The organism is Methanoculleus chikugoensis (genome assembly GCF_019669965.1).
Taxonomy (GTDB): Archaea; Halobacteriota; Methanomicrobia; order Methanomicrobiales; family Methanoculleaceae; genus Methanoculleus; species Methanoculleus chikugoensis.
This window is the reverse complement of sequence record NZ_AP019781.1, coordinates 2,426,333-2,447,463: the sequence shown is the minus strand read 5'-3', so window position 1 is coordinate 2,447,463 and position 21,131 is coordinate 2,426,333. Positions and strand designations below refer to the sequence as shown.

The following is a 21,131-nucleotide window of genomic DNA, read 5'->3' as shown; positions in this document are numbered from 1 at the left end:
CCGGCTGAGATCAGAGACAGGCCGAGAGCAAGCAGGACAGTGAATGAAATCGCGAGAGATCTCATTCTCTCAGATCAGTTTCGCCTGCTGATATTATTTGCGGCAGGTGTAGTCCCCGATGGCCGCAGGGGCTCCGTTCCTGCCCGCAATTCTACCTTCCCCCCACCCCGCTCGCCGCCCGCTCCGTCAGCCAGGCATAAAACTTCCGGTGCCAGAACGGCACGTCGAGCGGTCGGGAGAGCGACTGCCATGCCGCCCACACGAGCCGTTCGGAGACACTCTGCCATTCACCGGTCCGCCTGGCCATATCGTCCGCCGGCTGCCCGATCGCGTGCAGGATCTCGTGCCAGATGCGGAGGACGAGCGCTTCGTCGTCCGTGTCTTCGCGTGTGACCCGGATGCTCGCCCGGTTCTGCATCCCACCCCCGAGCGCCCGGGCGGGGATCTCGTCGTCGAAGACGTAGACGGTTCCGTCAGGGACCGGGAACGGGAACTCCTTCCACATTGGGTCCTTCTGGTCGAAGTAGCGGACCTCCGGGGTGCCCGTCCGGACGGTGAACTCGAAGAATGGCAGGATGAGGTTCAGGTGCGGCTCAAGCCTCCGCCGCAGATCTTCGGTCTTGAAGAAGAGGTCGAAGTGAGGCATCGGGTGCGCATGGGTGCGCGTGCTGATAAATCGTGGGGTCTCTCCGGGAGCAGCCCCGGCGAAGCCGCCGGGCACCGCCCGCCTTCCGGGGATACTCGCCGGCCGGTCATCCCCGATCTCCGCCCCGCGACGGATTCCGGGCGAGACTCTCCTGCCGATCGTCGATCCAGGCCCGGGTCCAGACCCGGAGATCGCCGATGCTCGCGGACCCCTGCCGGTCGCGCATCGTCTGCAGGTGTTCCTCGAGTTCGTCGGCCATGGAAAATATCAACTCCTCGGATGCCTCTTCCGGCAACGTCCCTTCCGCTCGCAGGCGGGCAGCGCCCAGGTCCAGAAAGTGCTGCAACTCGCCTGTTGCCTGGAGGATCGTGGTGAGATCCAGTTTGACAGTAGGCCCCATGAAGAGGGGATTGTCGCACCCCGTAATAACTTCATCCATTTCACTCAGGCCCAGGATGAGGCTTATTCCGGAGTAAAGGCGGCAATCCGGCGCCTATTCCGGCAGGGGGCACCCCTCCCCGGAGGTCGGGCTGCCTCCCGGTCGCGGTGTGCAAATCATTTTAAGGACTCCCGGCACTCAGTGCACGCCCCCGGTGTGGGGCGTGTCCCCCTGGATACGGGGGCGATGGAGATGAAGGAGATGCAGGAGAGATCGGAGGTAATTCTCGAACGCAGGACGCGGACGGCCGGCGAGGAGTGGTTCATGTCGGCCGACGACATCCTGGACAAAAACGTGATCAACCCGCAGGGAGACGACCTCGGGGAGATCTCGGATATGCGGATCGGGTTCCCCGAGGGCAAGGTGCAGTACCTGGTGCTCAGGTACGGCGGCGTGCTCGGCATGGCGGCAAAGAGGTTCGCCATCCCGCCGGAAGCCGTGATCTACCGCCCCGGCGACGACAACTTTGTCGTGAACATCGACAAGCAGCGGCTGGACGACCTGCCGGGCTTCGACGAGGACCACTGGCCCCGGGAAGCGGACTACAGCCTCATCCAGTCGGCCGGGACCATGACCCCGCCGACCCGCGAGGAGGCGGAAGCCATGCGGCGTGAGGAGACTCCGCCGCCCGATGTCGTGACGACCGAGCGGGTCGAGACGCGGCCCCGGCGGAGGTAACCCCGGACAGCAGGTCCGGGGAACGGCTGTTTTTTTCGGCGGACGGTTGGAACCGGCCGCACGATTGCCCGGAACGGTGATGCCGTGCCTGCGATGCCTGTCTCTGTAGACAGTTCGGGAACGCGAGCCGGCGGCCGGGAACGAACAGCGCCCCTCCGGCAGGTTGTCCTCATCGCCGTGATCGCGATCGCGTTCACGGTCGCCTACCTGGGTCTCTACGGGTTGCTCGACAACGCCGTCTGGTCCGAGAGCGGCTTCATGCACGGCGCCCCCTGGGCGGTTCCGGCCGGGGTGCTGCTCTTTTCGCTGCTCGTCGGCCTCTGCCGCAGGTATCTGAACGCACCGACCGTCATCCACGGCGGGTTCACCGACTCGCTCAAAGGCGGAGGCGAGAAACCCGATTACCGGACGTTTCCCGGCGCCCTCCTCTCGTCGCTCTTCTCGCTCCTCTCCGGGGCAAGTGTCGGGCCGGAAGGAACCATCACCGTTCTCATCGGCTACGTCTCCTCCTACGTCCGCGACCGGCTCAGGATCGAGTCGCCCGGGGCCGCGCTCGGGCTCGACGTCGCCGCCCTGGCATCGGCGTTCAACGGGATCGTCGGCAACGTGCTCTTTACCGGGGTGTTCGCCACCGAGTTCCAGGTCGGCGGAAACAAAAACGCCTTCCGGTTCCTCACCTGGAACCTGCTCGCCGGCACCGTCGGCTACCTCTTCTACCTGCTCCTGGGGCTCCCCTCCTTTGCGCGGAGCATCCCGTTCGAGCCGATCGGCGGGCTGTATCCCGGCTACATCCTCTACGCGATCACCCTGGGCATCCTCGGCTCGCTCCTCGCGGTCTTTGCGGGAGTCGCCATGCAGACCGTCGAGACGATCATGGACAGGGTGTTCGGAGATGCAGTCGTCGCCCGCGTCCTCGCCGCCGGGGCGGTCATCGCGTGCGCCGGCTACTTCGTCCCGGAGGTGCTCTTCTCCGGGGAGGGCCAGTTGCACGGGATCATCGCCGACCCGGCCCGGCTCGGGGTCGGGATGCTGCTCGGCGTAGCGATCCTGAAAATCATCCTGCTCGCGCTCTCGTTCAAGAGCGGGTACATCGGCGGCCCCCTCTTTCCCATCATCTTCTCGTCGACGCTGATCGGGCTTGCCCTGCACCTCGTATTCCCCGGCATCCCGGTCGGCATCTTCGTCCTCTGCATCGAGGCCGCGGCCCTCACCCTCGCCCTCGGGGCGCCCCTGACCTCCATCCTCCTGGTCGCGGTCGTAGGGACGGCCGACCAGTACACGGTCGTCCTCCTCGTGATCTCCGCCGTCACCGCCATGGTCATCGCTGCCGCCGTTAAGGAGCGGCCGGCGTAACGGGCGACCCGCCCTGCACCAGGTATTTATACCCGCGGCCCGTTGACGTCACCTGCCCGTTCCGGCGTGCCGGGCGGGAGACGGAGTGGGTGGTTTGCCATGCAGTTCATGAGTATCTTCACCTGGGAGCCCGGGAGAACCGGCGAGGTCATGGAGATGCGGGCCGTGGAGAAGACCCCTGACGGGATGATCGTCATCAACGAGTGGCTCGATCTCGGCAGCAACACGGTCTTCCGGCTGGTCGAGGTGGAGGATTCCGTAGCACTCCTGAAAGCCGGTTATCCCTGGGGCGATCTCGGCTACACCGAGATGCACCCGGTCATGGAGGCGAAGGAGGCGCTGAAGCACCTGGGGAGGTAGGGGCCCTCACGCCCCTCCCCGGAGGCTGCCCGACCTGACCGGAACCATGTAGGGCGCTGCAAGATCCCGTTTCACCACCGCTTCGATGCCGTAGACCGCCCTGAGCATCTCCTCGGTGAGCACCTCGTCCGGAGCCCCGTAGCCGTAGACCCCCCCGGCCTTCATCACCATGAGGCGGTGGCAGTAGGTGGCGGCGAGGTTCAGGTCGTGGAGCGCGATGACGATCGAAAGGCCCTTCTCCTCGGCAAGCCCGCGGAGGACCTCCATGACCCCCATCTGGTGGCAGACGTCCAGGTTGCTCGTCGGTTCGTCGAGGAGGATCGCGCCGGTCTCCTGCACGAGCGCCCGGGCGATCATCACCCGCTGGCGTTCCCCGCCGGAGAGTTCGCCGACCTTGCGGAGCGCGAGATCCCCGAGGTCGAGGGCATCGAGCGCGGCAACCACCTTCTCCTCGTCGGCCCTGTTCACCGTCCAGTTCAGGTAGGGCCGCCTTCCCATCAGGACGGTCTCAAAGACCGTCGCCGCGGTCCGGTTCCCGGCCGACTGCGGCACGTAGGCCATCGCCTGCGCGACCTCCCGCCGGTGCATCGTGCGGACCTCCCGCCCGTCGAGCATCACTGTTCCCCCGCCGGGGGTGAGCATCCCGTCGACGCACCTGATAAGCGTCGTCTTTCCGCACCCGTTCGGCCCCACGAGCCCGAGAACCTCGCCCGCGTCGACCGAGAAGGTGATCCCGTGGAGCACCCGGCGGTCACGGTAGGAGAACGAGAGGTCTTCGACCGAGAGCCGGGGCATCAGGCATTCCTCCGGTGCATGAAGAGGTAGATGAAGAACGGCACCCCGAGGAACGCGGTCACGATACCGACGGGGAGGACCTGCGGCGCAAGGACGCTCCGCGCGATGCTGTCCGCACCGAGGAGGAGGAGAGCCCCCACCAGGCCGGAGGCGGGGAGGAGCGTGCGGAAGTCACCTCCTATCGCCATCCGGGTGATGTGCGGGGCGACGAGTCCGATAAACCCGATCGTTCCGGTGAAGCAGATGATCACTGCGGTGATCAGGGAGGCGATCATCATGAAGACGATCATCGAGCGCTCCACGGGCACCCCGAGACCGGCCGCCACCTCGTCTCCTTCCGCGAGGGCGTTGAGGTCCCAGGAGCGGTAGAGGAGGTAGGGTATGGTGCAGGCGAGGACGAGGCTGACGATAGCGAGTTTGGGCCAGGTGGACTTGTCGACCGAACCGAACGTCCAGAAGACCACCGCACGGAGCTGTTCGGCGCTGCCGACGTACTGCAGCAGCGACGTCACCGCGGAGAAGAGGTACATGATGGCGATACCGGCAAGGACCATCGTCTCGGAACCGATCCCCCGGTAACGGGCCATCCCGTAGATGGCGAGCGCCGCAAGCAGGGCGAAGAGAAAGGCGTTGCCGATGACGAGGTAATCCCCTCCGACGACCCCGGCGCCGAGGACGATCGCGATCGAGGCGCCGGTGGTGGCCGCCGAGGCGATCCCGAGGGTGAAGGGGCTCGCGAGCGGGTTTCGGAGGATCCCCTGCATGACCGACCCCGCCACCGCGAGCCCGAACCCGGCACAGACCGCGAAGAGCACCCGGTGGAGCCGGTAGTCCCAGATGATGATCCCGGCCATATCCGGGGCGGTGAATGTGCCGGGGAAGAGCCCGGCAAGGATCGCGAGGTAGGACTCGGCCACGGTGAAGTCGGCCGACCCGAGCGTGACCGCGACGCCGATGAGGATGACGAGGGCGGCGAGGAGTCCGCCGATGAAGAGCGCCCGGTTTTTCTTCAGCCGGGCATACCCTGTCTGGATGGTGATGCTCTGCTCCATCTCTGCACCGGTCACGGATAGACGAACGTCCCCTCGGACGCGAGGTCGAAGTCGATGCCCTGGAACCCGGTGAGGTAACGCTGGTGGACGGCGTGCGGGTCGAGGTCGGCGAACCGGTCGGGGTAGAACCACTTCGCGAGGTAGGCCGTCCCGATGAAGTGCTGGGCGCCGCCGAGGATGTCGGAGTGGATGACGTGGACGCGGCCGTCTTTCACCGCGGAGATCTTCGACCACCCGGGCCGCTCAACGAGCGCCGACCGGATCGCATCGAGCGCTTCGGGGGCGTGGCCCGCGTATCCGCCGACGGCCAGGCCCTGTCCGGCCAGTTTGACGACGACCTCGGGGTCCGCGACGATGATCGCCTCGGGGTCGACGACGGGGTACTCCGCGGTCCCGACGGCGAAGGGGTTCTTCCCGCCGGCGAGTTCGGTCTTTTCGTTGTAGCCCGCGCTGGCGGCAACGGTCGTGTAGTCGAACCAGTACTCGAAGTAGACCCGGGCCTTCTCGTCGTCCGGGATCCCCGCCGTGCCGTCCCGGATCTGGTCCATCGTCGTGCTGTAGAAGGAAGCGAACTCCTCTCCCCGTTCGGTCTCGTCGACGATCGAGGCGATGGTGCGGATCTCGGTCGCGTAGGTGGCGGGCTTGAAGCAGTCGAACCGCAGCACCCGGATACCGGGGCTGCTCGCCTCGAGCCTCTTCTGGATGTCGTCGCAGGCCGCGGTGCTGATCGTCGCGTAGAGGAAGACCGTGTCCGGCTGCACGGAGATGACCTTCTCCATGTCGGGTGACCAGATCGACCCGACGTTCGCCTTGTTTTGGCACTCGGGGAAGAAGGTGCTCTTCTCGTGGCTGTACTTATCGACGGCGACGACCCTGTCCATATCGAACCCGAGCGAGCGGAGGGTCTCCAGGGACTCGCCGCTGAAGGTCACGACCCGGCGCAGGGGACGATAGAACGTCACGGTCTGCCCCGACGAATCGACGACCTCGCGGGGCTTTCCGTCCCAGCGGGCGTAGACCCAGGCGGCGTCGCGGATGTCGTCCCGGTCGAGGTCTCCCGTACCGCCCATATAGGCGGTATCGAGGTAGGCAAGGGCCGCCGAGGCGTATTCACCGGAGGCAAGCACCCCGTCGCCGTCGGCGTCCCCGGGGATCCCCTCTGCCGCCGATGCCGGGACGGCGAGGAGCAGGAGGAGCGCGAGGACGGGGAGGAGCCGCCGCTTCACCGCCGACCACCCCGTCCGGCGATGAGGAGGGCGGCAACCGCTGCAAGAACCGCGAACGGCGATGCGGCCTCCTGTGCGGCAGGTTTCTCCACGCCGCTCTCCGGCTCCGTCTCGATGCCGTCCACCGCGACGTGTGAGGCGGCTATCTCCCCGTCCGACTCACCGAGGAAGTCCTCCCACGTCCCGGTGATATCCCCGCTCCCGGAGGCGGGGGCGGTGACGGAGTAGGTTATGCGGGTCTCGTTCATCACGGCAAACCCGATCTTCTGCCCCCGGACGACGACCCGGTCATCCGGGTGATCGGTTCCCGCGAAGGCGTAGCCTGCCGGTAGCGTCTCGACCACCCCGCCGAGGTCGATGCCGTCGAGCGAGAGCGAGACGGTGAAGACCTCCCCCGCCCCGGGCTCCACGGTCGAGAGCGTCCGGGTGACCGGTGCGCCGCAGACCACGGCCGGGACGAAGAGAAACAGAAGAAGGAGGCAGCAAAGACGGTTTGCCGGGAGACCTATCATGGGTTCTCGTTTGTCGATCAGGTAATATGAATGTTTCTTATTGTGCTAACAAGTCTGAAGATCGGGTCTTCAGAAGTATATCGGGATGACGGCCCGGGTGGAGAGACGCACCGCAGGACACACCGGTGCGAGGCGGGAGGATGCCGGAATCCTCGCAGTCTTTATGACGAGTACGTTCTATTATTTATTGCGTGAAAATATACGTCGATGAATCTGGAGATCTCGGATTTGGACCAAGGGCGTCTCGTTATTTTGTCCTTGCGGCCCTTATAGTCCGGGATGAGCAGACGATTCGGCGCTGTTTTAAAAGGATCCGCCAGAGAAAACTCAAGAAATCATTCAGGGATCTCCCTGAGTTCAAGTATAACAACACAAAAGGGCTGATCAAGAATCGTATTTTACAGTGCATAGCCGATTGTGATCTCGACATCGCCTACGCGGTGCTCCGGAAGGATCAGGTGTACAGCAGGCTGAGGGATAAACAGCAGATCGTCTATAATTATCTCACCGGGTCCCTCATATCCAGGATTGCCAACCAGTACGCGATCGAAGGATGTATTTACGTCTGCATGGACAAATCGATGTACAGCCTTCAACGTGACCATTTTGACGATTATCTCGCGTACCGTATGTTCGATAATGGCGTTCCCTGTGCGACACCACTTGACCAGCTCGTCATCGAACACGTTGATTATCGAACAGAACCCTGCATACAGGCCGCAGACTTTGCGGCGGGTGCAGTCCACCAGCGGTATCGGGAAAACAATGAAATCTACTATACTATCATCGAACCTAAAATGACAATTGCGCTCGATTTTTTTAAGGGTCGCCAGAAGTAGAATGGTGAACCCTTCCCTACTTTGTCCCACCTACCTCAAGGTAGCCTCATCCGTTTCGGGAAGGACTTACTCACTATATACATACAATGCAGAAGAGGATATAAACGTTACGTAACCGCAACGCCGACAACCTAGTGCCTGTAACCCGGCGCGTTTGAGCAGGCATCGCTCTCCTCCGGAAATAACAGGTCGTTCGCCTCCTCTCTGTTTACAAACCCGTCGATTCACCGGCAAGAAGGCGGCTCACCTCCTCTTCGATATAGCCGGACACTTTTCCGGTCAGCGTCTCCACGTCGACGCGGATCACGGTCGCCGCACGGAGCGCCGCCTCGGGGTTGACCACCCTCCGCCTCCGGCGTACTTCTCCATGAAGAGGCCACAGATCCGGCTCTTCTCGGCAGGATTCACTACAATCGACGCGGTGCCGGTGCCGATGACGGAGATGTACCGGACCCCGAAATCACATGCTCTCTCCGAGCGCACGAGTTCCACGCTGGTCTCCGTCGGCGAGGCCGAGCCTGCAGACGGACGCTTCGCGAAGATCCGCGGCGAGCAGGGCAGGGTTGGCGATCTCCTCATCCTTTCGTCTCATTGCTGAGAATGTTGCATGCAGGGCCTCATTACAGCATCCCCTGCAACCCCATCGCGACGAGCAGCATCGCCGACGCCGCCGAGAGCAGAAAGATCGTCACCGCCCAGACGACCACGAACCCGACGACCGCGAGCGGACTCGTCTCCCGGTAGGGGACGAGCCCCTCGTTCATCCCTTTCGCCGTCCGATAGGCATCGTAGACGCCCCAGGCCCAGATCGCCACGCCCGGAACGATCAGGATGAAGAGACCGAAGAGGCTCCCGAGCAGCACCAGAACGCCTCTCATGAACTGTCCGTTGTAGGCCTGCCCGAGGCCGTTGAAGAGGAGCGAAAGCCCTGCCGCAAACGCCGGGTTTTTCTTCTTCTCCCGGCGGGAGACCTCTGCCGCCGCCATAGCGTCCCTGAGCGAGACCGGTTCCGCCGCATCGCTGTGCATGATTGTCAGGTACGCCCGGCGGGGCTATCATTCTTTCCCGGCGCCCGGAGCGGCGCTACCGTTCGAAGACCTTCTCGATCCGCACGCGCCGCCCGAGTTTCGTCTCGTACCATTCCTGCTGTTTCAAAGCCTGTTTCCAGCTCCTGATACGGTGGCGGACCCGCGCCCCCGTCGCCGTATCGATCAGTACCAGCCTCGGCATCTCGATCGCTCCATCGATGCATGGAGCTCGACTTTGGGGGTTACGAACGTTTCCTTTCGGGGTCGCTCTTCCCGGTTTCATCGCCCGTGGTGTCGCCCCCCGGTCCGGCGCAAGCGAGGGAGAGGCCCGCTCCTCGCAGTAGCTGACGGCCCTGAACGAAGAGCCGCCTATCCGGCTGAGCATGATATCGGTCGGCATTCGAATGAACCACGTCGGATCGGCAGATGCCGGTCTTCCGGAGTATGAGGAAAGGTTTATCCTCTGACATGCCTCCTCTCTCTTCAGGTGAGTTCGGATGCCAAAATCAGCGTATTGCGGATACTGCGGGCGGGAGTTCTTGCTGAAGGAGCAAACCGCAAGCGGAAGCGTGCCATATTGCAGCGTTGAATGCCTGGAAGCGGCGGCGAAGCAGGAGATCGGGAAAGATGGGCGCCGGCCGGAGAGAGTCCTGGTCTCGGGCCGATCCCCCTGGAGCAGGTGACCCTGCCGGACAGGATCCGCCTCGCACGGGATTATGTGTAACGGTGCAAAACGGCATTCACCGTCGAAGAGTGACGGCTCTGGTGCGGGGCCGACGTTGCAGCATGCAATCCCGGGTCGTGCCCGCCGCGGCATATCCCGATTCGGTCGATAACCCTTACTGCCATTGCGGGGAGTAACGAGGAATTGAGAAAGAACAAGGGCAAAAGTTGGTACGCCGCCAACAGGACTCGAACCTGTGACATGCTGGTTAACAGCCAGCCACTCTACCAACTGAGTTATGGCGGCACTGAAACAAGTGCTCTATAATGTCTTGACTGAATCGTATTAAACGTTACGGGAATTCTCTTTCCGGATAACCAGAAGAAGACCGATCAATTCGTCGACTTCGGCGTCCAGAGTGGAAAGAAGGTCGTCCGCGAGCGGCGTCGCCACCGCGCCTGCCGGCGAGGCGCGGATGTAGCCCTCCTGCTCCAGGATCCGCAGCGAGTAGCGGACCCGGTGGTAGGGGAGATCCAGGATGTCGGCGAGTTTCATGATGCCGATGGGCTGGTACTCCACGACCGCCCGGATCACCTCCAGGTGCCTTGAGACGAGTTCAATCTCGGATTTGATCTTTGTCAGCATGGGTTTGCCTGCGCGAGTGCCGCGCGCACTATTATTATGGTTGTTCGTGCAGCCAGACCTTCGTCCGGGCATACTGCTTCCGGAACGATAGGGAGAAGATTGCCCCTACCGCGAGGAGGAGAAGACCGATCGCAAGGCCGGTGGTCCCCTCGGGCGCGAACCGGAAGAGGACGAAGACACCTATGGCGAAGCAGAGGACGATGACGTTGAGCATGACCGTCAGCATGACGAACTTTGCCTTGAAGACCTGTTTGGTTGCCTCATCCATTATTCATACTTGAACGCTGGGGTAAAAGTACTTGTGGTTTCAGCGGAAGAGTTGATAGAATGAACGGACTGGATTCGGCTATCCGGGAGAGAGGTGCAGCGGCATACGCGGCCTACGGCTCGTCCATAGATGCCAACGTGCGCTACCTGACCCGGTTCCGCACCACCGACCCCGTGGTCTACGTCCAGAAGCCGGGCGAGCGCGGGATGATCGTCGTTCCGCAGATGGAGCATGAACGTGCCGTCCGCGAATCGACGGCGGCGGTCGTCACCCGCGCTCACGCAGGCTACCTCGATTACATCAAGGCCGGAGAGCCGCGCTGGCGTGCGACCGCCCACATGCTCGCCGACCTCGCCGGCGGCCCCGTCCTCGTCCCCGCGAACTTCCCGCTCGCCCTCGCACGGGAACTCGAATCGTTCCAGCCGGTCGTCCTCGATGAGCGGGGGGCGGTCGAGGCGATGCGGGCGGTCAAGACGCCGGAGGAGATCGAGCGGATACGCTCGGTCCAGCGGGCCACCGAGGGCGCGATAGAGCGCGGGATCGCGCTCATCCGGTCATCCGTCCCGAAAGGGGGCGTCCTTTACCGGGACGGCGCGCCCCTCACCTCCGAAACCGTCCGCGCCGAGATGCACGCCTACCTCCTCGCCCACGGCTACCGCGGGGTCGACACCATCGTCTCCTGCGGTCCCGACACCGCCCTTCCGCACAGCCCCGGCGTGGGACCGCTCCGGGAGAACGAACCGATCGTCATCGACATCTACCCGCAGGACGAACTGACCGGATACCACGCCGATATGACCCGGACGGTCGTAAAAGGCGAGCCCTCTCCCGCGATCCGGGAGATGTACGAAGCCGTCAGGGACGCAAAATCCCACGCGGTATCGATGCTCCGTGCCGGTGCCGTCGGCGCCGATCTCTACCGCGCGACGGTCGAGTTCTTCCGCGACCGCGGCTACGAGAGCAACACGCAGGGGTTCACCCACAGCCTCGGCCACGGCGTCGGGCTCGAGGTGCACGAAGAGCCGTCGCTCGGGCCGCAGGGCGGGGAACTCGTCCCCGGAAACGTCGTCACGATCGAGCCGGGGCTCTACTACCCCGGAACCGGCGGCGTCCGGTTGGAGGATATGGGCGCGGTGACAGAGACCGGGTTTGACCGGTTCACCCAATACAGAGAGGAGCTCACGCTATGATCATGGATGACGAAGTTTACGACGCCTACCGGGAAGCAGGGGCGCTGGCACGGAAGGTGCTCCGCCGGGGTGCGGGGCTCGTGAAAGAGGGGGCGGCCCTCCTCGATATGGTCGAAGAGACGGAGAATATGGTAGCCGAGCAGGGAGCGCTGCTTGCTTTTCCCCTGAACGTCTCCTTCAACGAGGCCGCGGCGCATGACACCGCCATGCCCGGCGACGAGCGGATATTTTCCCGGGGCGACCTCGTCAAGGTCGATCTCGGGATCCATGTCGACGGCTACATCGCCGACACCGCCATGACCGTCGACCTCGGCGACCACGGCCCGCTCGTCGAGGCGTCCCGTGCGGCCCTCGAGGCGGCGATCGGGGCCGTCCGGCCGGGTGTCGTCACCGGGGAACTCGGGGCGATCATCCAGGCGGCGATCGAGGAGCACGGCTACAAACCGATAGGAAACCTCACCGGACACGGCCTCGACCGCTACGACCTCCACGGGAAGCCCATGATCCCGAACGTCGCGATGAACGGCGGCACCGTCATCGAAGAGGGGATGGTCTTTGCAATCGAGCCCTTCGCGACAACGGGGTCGGGAAAGGTCACCGAGGCGTCGAGGGTGGAGATCTACAAGCAGATCGCAGCCCGGCCCGCACGCCTCCCGTCGGCAAAACGGATCCTTGAGACCGCCCGGCCGCGCAGGGGGTTACCCTTCTCCCGCCGCTGGGTTCCGGGAGACAAGATCGAGATCGGGCTCTCCACCCTTGTGCGGAACGGGATTCTTCATCCCTTCCCGATGCTGCACGACGTCCCGGGCTCGTTCGTCTCGCAGGCGGAGCACACCATGATCGTCACCGAAGAGGGGTGCGAGGTCACCACCCGGTGAGTTACGCTTATTGATGCCGCGCGCAAATATGTCTGCTCATAGATATGACCGGCGACACTGGTACACGTGACGTCCTCGCCGTCATGGAACTCCTGCTCACCGCGGAGATATTCAACCGGAACGAGGAACTCGATATCAACGACCTTAGCCCGCGCTGCCGGGGTTTCTTCGGTGCCGGGAGCGGCGGAAACCCCGAGGTGAAGCGGCCCTTGATCGTGAGCGAGGGAGCGATCAGGAAGGTGTTCGGCACCCCGGACGCCGCCTGCCAGGCCGTTCGCGCAAACCCGTTCGTCGGCTACGATGAGTTCGGCCAGCGGCTGAACCTCCCTTCGCTTGATACTGCGGCGGGATGGTTCCTCAAGAAGGGCGGGAAGGAGAGGGTCGGAGAGAACCCCGTTCTCGCGTACTTCTTCGACGGGAAAGACGGCATCGAAGTCCGGTATCGCGATGTCCGGGTGAAGAACCGCCGGTTCGAGGATACGAAGGAGTACGTGGAGGCGAGAGTCTCCCGGATCATCGGAGAGAGCGAGGAGATGCGGGAGGCCCGCGACCTCATCATCATCAGCGCGCCGGACGAGGTCGAGTTCTCGCTTGCAAAACTGGTCTGCACCCCGCGCCAGGAGGAGACGATCAAAAAGATCGCCGTCGCCCTGGAGCACCGCGACTTCTTAAAGCGGCACGGCATCTACGAGTTCGGCCGGCTCCTCTTCGTCGGCCCGCCCGGAACCGGGAAGACCTCGCTTGCGCTCGCGATGTCGCGGGAACTCCACATGCCGGTTCTCGAGGTCCGTCTCGCGATGGTCACCTCCCAGTATCTCGGCGAGACCTCGAAGAACATCGACCGGATCTTCGACCTCGCGAAGAAACTCACCCCCTGCATCCTCTTCATCGACGAGTTCGACTTCGTCGCGAAGACCCGGGTCAGCGACGATCACGGCGCGATGAAGCGCGCGGTGAACATGCTCCTCAAGAACATCGACCAGATCAGTTTCGTCAAGAACGGCGTCCTCCTCATCGGGGCGACGAACCACCCCCGTATCCTCGACGAGGCGGCCTGGCGGCGGTTCGATGAGGTGGTGGAGTTCCCGCTCCCCGACCAGGCGATGCGGCAGGCGATCCTCGAGAAGGTCGCCGCCACGATCGAGTGCGACTGCGACTTCGCGGACCTTGCCGCCCGGACGGAGGGGTTTTCGGGCTCCGATCTGCGGATGATGATGAAAGAGGCGGTGATGTCGGCGCTGATGGAAGACCGGCACCGGGTCGACCCGGTGGACATCGAGCAGGGGCTCCTTCGGGCGGAGGAGAGGAACGTCATCCGGACCGGGCGCTGAGATGCAGATCACGCTGCTCGGGACCGGGGACGCCATCGGGACGCCGAAGGTGGGGTGCGACTGCGAGAACTGCCGGGCGATGGTCGCGGCGGGGCGGTCGAGACTCCGGACGTCCCTCCTCATCGAGACGGATGGGAAGCACATCCTCATCGAGTCGTCCCCGGATCTCCGCCAGCAGCTCCTCCGGGCCTGTTCACCCCACATCGACGCCGTCCTCTGGTCGCACGGCCACTACGACCACTTCATCGGGTTCGGGGAGTTCTACCGGGTGCAGAAGATGCCGGCGGCCTACGCGCCGCCGCCGGTGATGGACTACTGCTCGCGATATCTCCACTTCCTCCCGTTCGAGAAGCACCCGGTCCCGGTCTACGAACCGTTTGGCCTCTTCGGCGTGACCTTCACGTTTTTTGAGGTGAACCACCCGCCGGTCTACACCTGCGGGCTCCTTATCGAGCACGACGGCGCGACGATCGCCTACACCGCCGACACGCGGGAGGATATCCCGGAGAAGAGCATGGATCTCCTCAAAAATACCGATATCGATCTCCTCTTCGTCGACGCCATCGCTCCCGAGAGTTACAATATCACCAAACACATGAACTACGCCGAGGCGGTCAGGTTCGCCCGCGACGTCGGGGCGAGGGATTACCGGTGCGTCCACATGAGTCACATGGTCCCGCCGGGGATGCCGCACGCCGGGTACGACATGGAGACGTTCTGCTGGGAGTAGGGGGGCGGGAGGGTCAAGCTCACATCGACGCGCGTGGCACGTGTCAGGCTGGAGAATGCCTGCGTTCCATTTTTCCGTTCATTTCATATCCCTCCGGTAATTTGCTTTGATGACCATACCCTTGAATAGGCCCCGTATTCGGAGATCACTGAGATAACCGCAACATCGTGGGATCGGACTTGAACCACCCGGCAGAAGGGGCCGGAGAAGCCGGGGTGGCACATTTCCAAGGCTGCCATCTCAATCATTCAGCCCCTCGATATCGATGGTCGCATATGACGGGTAAAGATAGAAGATCATTGTTTTGTTATAGATCATAACCGTTCTATCGGTTTTATGGTCGAATATGGTATAAATCATCGAGGAATTTTCGTCAAACCTTTTCCACTGGTGGTAATCTTCGGGACGAGGGCCTGAGATGCGATCCGTAACCCATAGTTTGGCCCCCGAATGTCCTTCAAGCGTTCTGTTCGCCGTTTCATCGACTTTGATGAAGAATGATAACCCTTCTTTTTCAAATTCCACGTCGACATACGCCAGGTTCGGGTCATGTTCGTCTGTTTTCTTAGAAGCAGTTGTGATCTTCCATCCATTTTCGAGCAGGATCCCGGTTCGCTGATCATCAAGGAGAATGGCAACGATCGGCGTGACGTTCGCCGTGGAGTTGTCCGGATCTATAACTTCGATCTGCGAGGTGTCAATGGGGATCGACAGGTTTCCGCTTTCATAACGCAGAATTACCGCAGGGCCTTCATCCACTGGGGAATTCCTATTGATGCTTTCAGTACAGCCTGATCCGAGCAACAGAAGAGTTAACACACAAAAAATGAAAATCGTTTCTTTCATCCGGCCACCATCAATTATAGGTGTTAAGTCGTACTCGTGTTGGATTCTGAATGATGTCGACCCAGCAATACCGCATGATCTCGTAGGGAACGTTGGTTGAATACCAGGGTTCCAGATCGACACTCATGGGCGTCCCGAAACTTTTGTATTCCATGTGGAGAGGGACCGCCGCCCGACCCTCCGGCATCAGGCCGCTCCCGTCGCTTTACGGATGAAGACGAGGTGACCCCAGGGGAGGGAGGACGCCGGTAGTTCCCCGGGCCGTGACCAGCCGGGTTCCGTATCGATCTCGATGCCCGCCAGAACGTGCCACGCGGCATCGTCTGCGGAGGGCTGTTTTCCCACGACATCCGAGATCGGAGTCAGGTTGAGCACACCGGTGGCACCTGAGGCAAAGTATCCGCATTCAGTAGTCCAGGCGACACCTGTCGTGTCGTGAGCATGAAACTCGACCCGGTGGCCGAACAACCCGGAGAATATGCCGAAGGTATCGAAGGTGTTCAGGAGTTTACCGACAACGTCTCCCGGGGACTCCGTGTATCGCGGAGATGTTTGGGGGCCGGATTGGCCGAAAAATCCACCAAGAGGCTTCAAGGAGTAATACGCCGTGTCCAGATCGTAACTTACGCGAAATCCCGAGTTTCTCCAGTCATCCTCCGGTGTCATGGCGATGTGAGATCCGAGACAGAAATACTCGTGTCCCTGATCATAGTCATTGGAATGCTGGTAAAGTGCCGTTGTTGCGATCATCTGCCCGACGCCCGGGGACACCCGGACAGTTGTGTGGCGTGCAACCTCGACATACTCATCGGACAAACCGGCCGCATCACGGAGCCGCTCACGCACTGTACAGGCTTCCCCGCCGGATATCCAGTCTTCCGCCCGGGCCGGAAAACCGTCCGGTGCCAGGTTTGCTCTGTCAGTCACCTCGGCGTAGGATAGCGCGACACCGTCGGGGAGGACACGAGCGTAGTATCCGACGAGTTCCGCGCCAGGGGGGAGATCCGGGAAGAAGATCGCCTCATACCGGAAAGAGAGATCCGGATTCGAAGGGACGGAGGAGATACCGGACATGCGATCCATCCAGTCCGTTACTTCGCGCGGCGAGAGATTTTCATGAGAAAGGTAGAGCGAATCGGTATTCAAACCGTTGAAATCGTCATAAGACGAGTTCCCGGGAAGCGCACAGGCCACATCGATCATTGTAACGAAGGCGCAAAATAGCACTATAAACGACAAGCATTCGATCCGAGTCTGTTCCTTCGGTTCAGGCATTAAAAAGAAGAGAAATGTTGGTGATGTCGACACAGGCTATCTCCAGTTAGGTATGAACGTATCCCCCACTCCACTTAATCTTACAGAGATGACCCCAGGAGTTTGTTCCGGAAGGAGCGAAATAGGCGATACCGTCCACTATTTTTCCCCATCCGTCTGAAACATCGGCCATCACCCGGGAGACAACATATGTGTTGCCATTCCGTGCAGACGACTGCGAACAGTATGAGTGCTGACCCGGGGTGAACTCAAATGTAGTGGCTGCGCAACCGGCAAGGAGGAAAAATTCTTCGTGCCAATAAAGGGTGTTGCCACCCAGATTGTGGAGCTCAACATGTGTACTGGGAATGGCTGTTGACCACTGGAGAGCGCACCCACCAGTACCAAGAGAGAGCCCGACAGTCGTATACCCATTTGTAGTCTGTGGATCATTCTGGATTACCTGAACATTCGGCAAGTGCTGATAATAACCCGGGACTGAATAGTCAGAATCTATTTCCACGTCAAACTGCGCGTTTCTATATGGCTCATAACCAGATATATCAATGCCCGGATCAGTTCTCAAGGTCGTCTTTGTGAAGAAATAATCCTGATTCGAGTTAGTTTCTTGATTATCCCAGTACCATGTCGTTGTAAGGTACGCACGCCCGACACCGGTGTAAGTTCTGCTTATCGTCGCTGTATGAATCGGGGTCGGTCCATATGAAAGAAGCCCAATATCACCCTCTTTGAGGGACTCCTCCGTTTTGTTCTTCAGCGGCCCATCGATCCAAGCATCTGTATGAGAAGATATTTCCTCCAACGAGAGGTTATCTTTGGATGAAACTACCTCTACATAAGAGACACTCTCTCCATTTGGAAGAACCCGAAATACGTAAGCAACGATTTTCTCGTCTTCGGATATATCAACTTCAGCTGCGCCGACATACCTCGGTTGGATATTCTTAAACTCTTCCTCAAAGGAACTCATTGCTGCTTGAGTCCTGGCGCCGATCAGATCCTTGGGTATTTCAGAATCAACAAGACGTACAGTATACTTTTCCAAGTCATATCGCACATTTTGTTCATTACCCTGAGACTGCCACACTTGTTCGGCGGCCATCACCGGCATCATCATCACACTCACCAGCAGCAGTGCCAGGAGCATGGAGAATGCCCGCATTCCAATTTTTCTGTTCATTCCATATTCCTCCAGTAACTTCCCGGAGGGCGGAGAGGCATACCTTCAAGTACGGGAAGAGCACACGTTCCTTTTGCCTCCGGGCGCGCGGGACGTTCACCCATCCGATTCGCTACTGGCCGGGTGGACCTCCGCATCGTTGCAGGCACCACCTGCGGCACCTACAAGTGTTCACTTGTCAGTTTTGAGATAAACCGTTTATGGGACAAACACCAATTCAACGCGTGATTTTTCTGGAAAATAGCAGGGATAACGCCCCGGGATCGCCATAGGCAACTCCACCTGCATGAGACCCTCACAGGAGAATTCCCTCCCGATGGAAAATGCAGGGCTGGTATGAGCAGTATTGTTCCGGGAGATTCGGTGCTGGGGTCCCCTCCCCGTGCGTTGCGCGCAGGCCGTCCCGCTACGCCCGCACCGCACCAATCTCTTCAGATATAGTGGCTCCAGGCACAGTACGGCCTTGTTGCTCCTCAAACACGTCCGTCTCCAAGAAAGGAAGAGGGCGGAGGCGAGAATAGAATTGGTGTTTGTCCCATAAAACTCATAAAACGCGGATAACAATCCTCCTTCATGGCATCAGCAAAGAGAAAATGCATGGTTTTTGCCCTGCTGCTGGTAATTGCCTCCTTGCCGTGCCCCCGGTGTCGGCAAAGGGGGATGTCGGGTACACGATTTGTCCTTCGGCGTCGGACGATCCGGTGACAACACTGCGGCTGTCAAGCAGCATTGGGTAGGGTGAGACCAACAGGCACCAGTTCTACATCGGAAGCGGCGTCAGGTATCTTGAGGTGTACCTGGACTGGGGTCCGAGCCCCAACCCTGACTCCCTGGCGTTGACCATATACACTCCTTCGTGGAGAAATCTTGGCACGCTCCGCGATATTATCGATGGCCAGACGAATGACATGATTCATATAGACATCGACCCAAATGGCGACTATGTGGACCGGGGAACGTGGACGTTCGATGTATACGGCGAGCAGGTATCCTCCCGGAGATCATACACCCTCAACGTCTATCAGCACTCTTAGGTCGGGGGAGCTCCTGAGGCTGCTTTCCCTCACGTTCCTCCTTTCGATGTTGCTGCTGGTCTCGGTCGGCAGTGCCGCCGAATACACGATCCTGCCCTCGAACAACATTGGAAGGGAGCCCGGAACACCCTTGGCAGGCGAGACTGTGCAGGAGATCGATCCGATTCCGCTCTGGCTCTTCTTGTTGTTGTGCATAGTTCCCCAGCTAGCAACAGCCCCGATCGAGACCCTTCTTCCCCTGAAGGCCGTTGGATACCTTGGCTATAAACGGATCTCCAGAAAGAATGTTCTGGACAGTCCGCGGAGACTTGAGATTCTTAGTTTCATCAAGGCAAACCCGGGGTTGCATTTCAGGAAATTGCTGAAGGAGATGTCCCTGACGAGAGGGACACTTGGTTACCATCTGGAAAGACTGCAGTCCGCAGGCCTGTTGAGGGCGGTCAAAAGGAGGGGGAGAATCCACTATTTTGCCGCTGGTTCGCCGTATTCGGCTGAAAAAGAGACTCTTATCATTACTATGAATAATGACGCCCGGCAGGGAATTATAACACAGATCTTCCTGAATGGGGGTGCACACACTGAAGAGCTCGCCGAAGAGTCGAGTCTGTCCAAAGCCACAGTCTATACGCACGTAAAATATCTGGAACGCCAGGGGATTGTAACGTCCGAGAGGGAGGGACGGTATGTGCGGTATACTCTCATCGACAACTACGCTCGAATGCTGATGACGGAGTATGTGCATGACCACAGTCCCGAACCCGCACGGGTTCCGGCGGAAGATACCGGGTGAGTCCGTCTCGCGGATGAAGGCTCTTTCCACCTTCAGTCCGACACATCTCCGGTCCCCGCCGGCGCCGCGCAGACGTGCGCGATCGGCCTGCAGCCGGTATTCGGGGATTGTGCCGGAGTATCAGGCTCCTGCATCTGCAGGACGGATCCTGTTCCCGGCCCGGGGCCTTCGAATATCAGGTCGAATTGACGATTGGCACAGAAAAGGTATAAAGACGGGCAACAACGTCTCGATTGACGATGCCGCATGCGATATCCCGCAGGGGGAATCTCGATTGGCGTCGTTTCCGGGAGCTGATGGTGCTGGCGGCTGTGAACAGGGATAGCCCTTGCGGTTCCGCGGCCTCCCGGGGCATGCGTGAAATGAGGATAGAACCATGAGACCTATCAACAAAATCGGTTACACACTCGCAGCAGTCCTCCTCCTTGCCTGTTTGGCGGCGTCGGCGGGTTGTGTAGGGACGGATGCCGGTGGAAACGGACGGGCTGCACCGACGTCGCCGGAGGCGACAGCGTCACCCGGGGTGACACCGGCCCAACCGTCGCCGGACGGCCTGATCGGCGAGGGGGAAGCGCGTTCGCTTGCCGCGGCCGCACTGGAACGGGAGATCCCCGGGATCCGGATTGAACGGATGACTGCCGAGCCATACGACGTGCAGACCTATGGCGACGTCTGGCGGTTCCGGGTGAAAGCGGAAGACGACCGCGATCCTGCAGACGATATCACCGTATGGATCGATGCTGTCGACAGGGAGATGGTGCATTTCCAGGATGGCCGTGACTATTTCCGGTCTGCCGATCCCGCAATCACGATCGATGCGGCGGAAAAGATTGCCGATGCATATCTCCGGGAGCGAAACGAGCGTTCGGACGTCGTGAAGACCGACGCCGCACTCTCTATGGTAGATACACCGCTGGGTTCGCGAAACGGCCCGTACCATTTCGTGTATCACCGCTCGATCGACGGGGTCCTCTGCCAGTTCGACACGATCATCCTTGCGATCGATTCGATTAACGGCCGCGTCGTCTCGTACTCTAAATTCTGGAAAGTATCAAACAACGACACCATGGCCGATCCGGAACCTTCGATCCCGGAAGACGGGGTACAGGAACGGGTTCTGGCGTACCTCAACGATACCTACGGCAAGGATCCCGGCGAGTTCGCCATCCGGTCGACAGAGCTGCGGTGGTACGACCTGATCGCACGGCAACGCCCGTCAACGGAACCGGTCGCGGTGCCTCTTGCCTGGCACATCACGTTCGACGACGAGCGGCACCGCTCGCAGGATCCGCCACGGGCGGCTGAAATATGGATGAACGCCCATTCGGGAGAGGTTCTTTCTGCAAATTATAACCCGGGGTGGTAGTAGTCC

The 21,131-nt window shown here is 60.8% G+C and carries 25 protein-coding genes and 1 tRNA gene; 11 read left to right on the top strand and 15 right to left on the bottom strand.

Going from position 1 to position 21,131, the window contains the following annotated elements:
- Positions 1–151: 151 nt before the first annotated feature.
- The gene (locus MchiMG62_RS12330; protein WP_221057212.1) at positions 152–646 is read right to left on the bottom strand and encodes a hypothetical protein; all 495 of its coding nucleotides are present in this window, start codon (positions 644–646) and stop codon (positions 152–154) included.
- A gap of 106 nt (positions 647–752) precedes the next feature.
- The gene (locus tag MchiMG62_RS12325) at positions 753–1,085 is read right to left on the bottom strand and encodes a hypothetical protein (protein WP_244987717.1); all 333 of its coding nucleotides are present in this window, start codon (positions 1,083–1,085) and stop codon (positions 753–755) included.
- Positions 1,086–1,226: 141 nt separating this feature from the next.
- Between MchiMG62_RS12325 and MchiMG62_RS12320 the strand changes: the two genes are divergently transcribed.
- The 3 genes from MchiMG62_RS12320 to MchiMG62_RS12310 all read left to right on the top strand — a co-directional run bounded on the left by MchiMG62_RS12320 (position 1,227) and on the right by MchiMG62_RS12310 (position 3,476).
- On the top strand, positions 1,227–1,763 hold the full coding sequence (locus tag MchiMG62_RS12320; protein WP_244987716.1) for a PRC-barrel domain-containing protein: 537 nt from the start codon (positions 1,227–1,229) through the stop codon (positions 1,761–1,763).
- Positions 1,764–1,856: 93 nt separating this feature from the next.
- Complete coding sequence (locus MchiMG62_RS12315) at positions 1,857–3,116, top strand: chloride channel protein (RefSeq protein WP_221057211.1); 1,260 nt, start codon at positions 1,857–1,859, stop codon at positions 3,114–3,116.
- A gap of 99 nt (positions 3,117–3,215) precedes the next feature.
- A complete protein-coding gene (locus MchiMG62_RS12310; protein WP_221057210.1) occupies positions 3,216–3,476 on the top strand; it encodes a DUF3303 domain-containing protein in 261 nt (86 codons plus the stop codon).
- Between the two features lie 6 nt (positions 3,477–3,482).
- Here MchiMG62_RS12310 and MchiMG62_RS12305 read toward each other — a convergent pair whose 3' ends face one another.
- The 4 genes from MchiMG62_RS12305 to MchiMG62_RS12290 are packed head-to-tail and all read right to left on the bottom strand — an operon-like array spanning position 3,483 to position 7,061.
- Positions 3,483–4,271: an ABC transporter ATP-binding protein gene (locus MchiMG62_RS12305; RefSeq protein ID WP_221057209.1), complete on the bottom strand. Its 789-nt coding sequence runs from the start codon at positions 4,269–4,271 to the stop codon at positions 3,483–3,485.
- Positions 4,271–5,323 carry a FecCD family ABC transporter permease gene (locus tag MchiMG62_RS12300; RefSeq protein ID WP_221057208.1) on the bottom strand — a complete coding sequence of 351 codons (1,053 nt, stop codon included), beginning with the start codon at positions 5,321–5,323 and terminating at the stop codon, positions 4,271–4,273. The genes MchiMG62_RS12305 and MchiMG62_RS12300 overlap by 1 nt, the downstream gene beginning before the upstream one ends.
- Before the next feature lie 11 nt (positions 5,324–5,334).
- Positions 5,335–6,549 (bottom strand): ABC transporter substrate-binding protein, encoded by a 1,215-nt coding sequence (locus tag MchiMG62_RS12295; RefSeq protein ID WP_221057207.1) that lies wholly within the window; start codon positions 6,547–6,549, stop codon positions 5,335–5,337.
- Positions 6,546–7,061 carry a hypothetical protein gene (locus MchiMG62_RS12290; protein ID WP_221057206.1) on the bottom strand — a complete coding sequence of 172 codons (516 nt, stop codon included), beginning with the start codon at positions 7,059–7,061 and terminating at the stop codon, positions 6,546–6,548. The genes MchiMG62_RS12295 and MchiMG62_RS12290 overlap by 4 nt, the downstream gene beginning before the upstream one ends.
- Before the next feature lie 191 nt (positions 7,062–7,252).
- Between MchiMG62_RS12290 and MchiMG62_RS12285 the strand changes: the two genes are divergently transcribed.
- The gene (locus MchiMG62_RS12285; protein ID WP_054847488.1) at positions 7,253–7,900 is read left to right on the top strand and encodes a DUF3800 domain-containing protein; all 648 of its coding nucleotides are present in this window, start codon (positions 7,253–7,255) and stop codon (positions 7,898–7,900) included.
- 208 nt (positions 7,901–8,108) lie between these two features.
- Here MchiMG62_RS12285 and MchiMG62_RS13330 read toward each other — a convergent pair whose 3' ends face one another.
- Positions 8,109–8,243 carry a hypothetical protein gene (locus MchiMG62_RS13330; RefSeq protein ID WP_280636158.1) on the bottom strand — a complete coding sequence of 45 codons (135 nt, stop codon included), beginning with the start codon at positions 8,241–8,243 and terminating at the stop codon, positions 8,109–8,111.
- Between the two features lie 24 nt (positions 8,244–8,267).
- Here MchiMG62_RS13330 and MchiMG62_RS12280 point away from each other — a divergent pair, with 24 nt between their 5' ends.
- Entirely contained in the window at positions 8,268–8,498 is a 231-nt protein-coding gene (locus tag MchiMG62_RS12280) for a hypothetical protein (RefSeq protein ID WP_054847489.1), read from the top strand.
- Between the two features lie 22 nt (positions 8,499–8,520).
- Here the strand turns inward: MchiMG62_RS12280 and MchiMG62_RS12275 are convergent, their stop codons facing one another.
- The 5 genes from MchiMG62_RS12275 to MchiMG62_RS12255 all read right to left on the bottom strand — a co-directional run bounded on the left by MchiMG62_RS12275 (position 8,521) and on the right by MchiMG62_RS12255 (position 10,505).
- Complete coding sequence (locus MchiMG62_RS12275) at positions 8,521–8,928, bottom strand: hypothetical protein (protein ID WP_221057205.1); 408 nt, start codon at positions 8,926–8,928, stop codon at positions 8,521–8,523.
- 55 nt (positions 8,929–8,983) lie between these two features.
- Positions 8,984–9,328, bottom strand: a complete 345-nt coding sequence (locus tag MchiMG62_RS12270; protein ID WP_221057204.1) for a hypothetical protein — start codon at positions 9,326–9,328, stop codon at positions 8,984–8,986.
- Positions 9,329–9,825: 497 nt separating this feature from the next.
- Positions 9,826–9,898: transfer RNA gene (locus MchiMG62_RS12265), tRNA-Asn, on the bottom strand.
- Positions 9,899–9,937: 39 nt separating this feature from the next.
- Positions 9,938–10,237, bottom strand: a complete 300-nt coding sequence (locus MchiMG62_RS12260) for a hypothetical protein (RefSeq protein WP_054847492.1) — start codon at positions 10,235–10,237, stop codon at positions 9,938–9,940.
- A 34-nt stretch (positions 10,238–10,271) separates the two neighbouring features.
- Positions 10,272–10,505 (bottom strand): hypothetical protein, encoded by a 234-nt coding sequence (locus tag MchiMG62_RS12255; protein WP_074368862.1) that lies wholly within the window; start codon positions 10,503–10,505, stop codon positions 10,272–10,274.
- A gap of 59 nt (positions 10,506–10,564) precedes the next feature.
- Here MchiMG62_RS12255 and MchiMG62_RS12250 point away from each other — a divergent pair, with 59 nt between their 5' ends.
- From MchiMG62_RS12250 to MchiMG62_RS12235, 4 genes are read left to right on the top strand one after another with little or no spacing between them, the layout of a single operon-like run.
- Positions 10,565–11,695: a M24 family metallopeptidase gene (locus tag MchiMG62_RS12250; RefSeq protein WP_221057203.1), complete on the top strand. Its 1,131-nt coding sequence runs from the start codon at positions 10,565–10,567 to the stop codon at positions 11,693–11,695.
- On the top strand, positions 11,692–12,573 hold the full coding sequence (map, locus tag MchiMG62_RS12245; RefSeq protein ID WP_221057202.1) for a type II methionyl aminopeptidase: 882 nt from the start codon (positions 11,692–11,694) through the stop codon (positions 12,571–12,573). Before MchiMG62_RS12250 ends, map begins: the two co-directional genes overlap by 4 nt.
- 44 nt (positions 12,574–12,617) lie before the next feature.
- Positions 12,618–13,904 (top strand): ATP-binding protein, encoded by a 1,287-nt coding sequence (locus MchiMG62_RS12240; protein ID WP_221057201.1) that lies wholly within the window; start codon positions 12,618–12,620, stop codon positions 13,902–13,904.
- 1 nt (position 13,905) lies between these two features.
- Complete coding sequence (locus tag MchiMG62_RS12235; RefSeq protein WP_221057200.1) at positions 13,906–14,634, top strand: MBL fold metallo-hydrolase; 729 nt, start codon at positions 13,906–13,908, stop codon at positions 14,632–14,634.
- Between the two features lie 240 nt (positions 14,635–14,874).
- Here the strand turns inward: MchiMG62_RS12235 and MchiMG62_RS12230 are convergent, their stop codons facing one another.
- From MchiMG62_RS12230 to MchiMG62_RS12220, 3 genes are all read right to left on the bottom strand, one after another.
- The gene (locus MchiMG62_RS12230; RefSeq protein ID WP_221057199.1) at positions 14,875–15,480 is read right to left on the bottom strand and encodes a hypothetical protein; all 606 of its coding nucleotides are present in this window, start codon (positions 15,478–15,480) and stop codon (positions 14,875–14,877) included.
- Between the two features lie 186 nt (positions 15,481–15,666).
- Positions 15,667–16,683, bottom strand: a complete 1,017-nt coding sequence (locus MchiMG62_RS12225; RefSeq protein ID WP_221057198.1) for a hypothetical protein — start codon at positions 16,681–16,683, stop codon at positions 15,667–15,669.
- A 118-nt stretch (positions 16,684–16,801) separates the two neighbouring features.
- Positions 16,802–17,935 carry a hypothetical protein gene (locus tag MchiMG62_RS12220; RefSeq protein WP_221057197.1) on the bottom strand — a complete coding sequence of 378 codons (1,134 nt, stop codon included), beginning with the start codon at positions 17,933–17,935 and terminating at the stop codon, positions 16,802–16,804.
- Positions 17,936–18,877: 942 nt separating this feature from the next.
- On the opposite strand from MchiMG62_RS12220, the gene MchiMG62_RS12215 reads away from it, so the two are divergent.
- Together MchiMG62_RS12215 and MchiMG62_RS12210 are read left to right on the top strand one after the other, a co-directional pair.
- Complete coding sequence (locus tag MchiMG62_RS12215; protein ID WP_221057196.1) at positions 18,878–19,759, top strand: winged helix-turn-helix transcriptional regulator; 882 nt, start codon at positions 18,878–18,880, stop codon at positions 19,757–19,759.
- Between the two features lie 376 nt (positions 19,760–20,135).
- Positions 20,136–21,125 (top strand): YcdB/YcdC domain-containing protein, encoded by a 990-nt coding sequence (locus tag MchiMG62_RS12210; protein ID WP_221057195.1) that lies wholly within the window; start codon positions 20,136–20,138, stop codon positions 21,123–21,125.
- Positions 21,126–21,131 lie beyond the last annotated feature (6 nt).